Here is a 513-nt window from a genome sequence, read left to right as displayed (position 1 = left end):
CCGCCGGTCGGCTCCATGTCGCCACGCTGATGAAGCAGATGGGCATCGAAGCCTTGTATCGGAAGCCGAACACCTCGAAACCGGCGCCCGGCCACAAGATCTACCCATACCTTCTGCGCAAGCTCGCTGTGACCCGGCCCAACCATGTCTGGGCCATGGACATCACCTATATCCCCATGGCGCGCGGGTTCGTCTACCTGACAGCGGTCGTGGACTGGTTCAGCCGAAAGGTGTTGGCCTGGCGGCTCTCGGTCACACTGGAGACGGAGCCGTGCCTCGAAGCTCTGAAAGAAGCGATGGCCAGATACGGCAAGCCGGAGATCATGAACACCGACAGTCATACGATTGGTGCCAGTTCACATCCATCGACTTCATCAAGGCGCTGAAAGATGCCGAGATCCAGATCAGTATGGATGGAAAAGGTGCCTGGCGCGACAATGTCTTCGTCGAACGGCTATGGCGGTTGATCAAATACGAGGAGGTTTACCTGCACGCCTATGACAGCGTTTCTCA

1 pseudogene is annotated in these 513 nt (G+C 57.7%); it reads left to right on the top strand.

The window, feature by feature from the left end:
- Positions 1–513: pseudogene (locus tag AX756_RS24840) on the top strand (transposase); the annotation flags it as partial.

Origin of the sequence: Aliiruegeria sabulilitoris (assembly GCF_001558155.1) — a bacterium.
Classification (GTDB): Bacteria; Pseudomonadota; Alphaproteobacteria; order Rhodobacterales; family Rhodobacteraceae; genus Tropicimonas; species Tropicimonas sabulilitoris.
This window is presented reverse-complemented; position numbering and strand designations above follow the sequence as displayed.